The sequence below is a fragment of the Mesorhizobium sp. M7A.F.Ca.MR.362.00.0.0 genome (genome assembly GCF_004023175.1).
Taxonomy (GTDB): domain Bacteria; phylum Pseudomonadota; class Alphaproteobacteria; order Rhizobiales; family Rhizobiaceae; genus Mesorhizobium.
Map to the genome: position 1 here is coordinate 1 of NZ_RZTF01000471.1, position 664 is coordinate 664.

Annotated in this window: 2 pseudogenes; both read left to right on the plus strand. The window is 64.9% G+C overall.

Annotated features, from left to right (window positions below):
• Positions 1-210, plus strand: a pseudogene (locus tag EOC06_RS33230) (branched-chain amino acid ABC transporter permease); the annotation flags it as partial.
• Positions 207-664 (plus strand): annotated as a pseudogene (locus tag EOC06_RS44125) (branched-chain amino acid ABC transporter permease); the annotation flags it as partial. The pseudogenes EOC06_RS33230 and EOC06_RS44125, both read left to right, overlap by 4 nt.

Sequence of the window (664 nt, forward strand, 5' to 3'; positions counted from 1 at the left end):
CCCGCCCAACTGATCTACGCCTTCGAAGCGGTGATCATCGGCGGCATGGGGACGGTATGGGGCGCCTTCGCCGGCTCGATGGTCCTCGGCATCTCGCAGGCCATCGGCTTCCGCATTGATCCGGGCTTCGGCGTGCTCGCCGGACATATCGTCTTCCTGATCGTGCTGGCGACCCGCCCGCAGGGCCTGTTCGGAAAGGCATTGTCATGAGTGCGATCCCCTATGTGGCAACCGAGGTGCCTGAGGTCCTGGTCCAGCGCCAGACCCGGTCCGGTCGCATCGCGATGACGCTGGCTGTGCTGGCGCTGATCGGTGTCGCCGCCATGCCATGGTGGGCCTCGACCGGCACGATCCGGTCGATTCTGGTGCTGTGCTGCTACATCGCCGTCGCTCAGATGTGGAACCTGCTCGCCGGCTATGCCGGCCTCGTCTCGGTGGGTCAGCATGCCTTCATGGGAGCGGCCGGCTATGCGCTCTTCGTGTTGGCCCAGACTTACGGCATCAATCCGTTTGTGGCGGTCTTCCTTTCGCTGCTGGTGCCGGCCGTGCTGGCCGTGCCGATCTACCTGCTGCTGCATCGCCTGGATGGCCCCTATTTTTCGATCGGCACATGGGTGGTGGCCGAGGTCTTCCGGCTGACCGCCTCGAACCTGCCGCTCGTCAA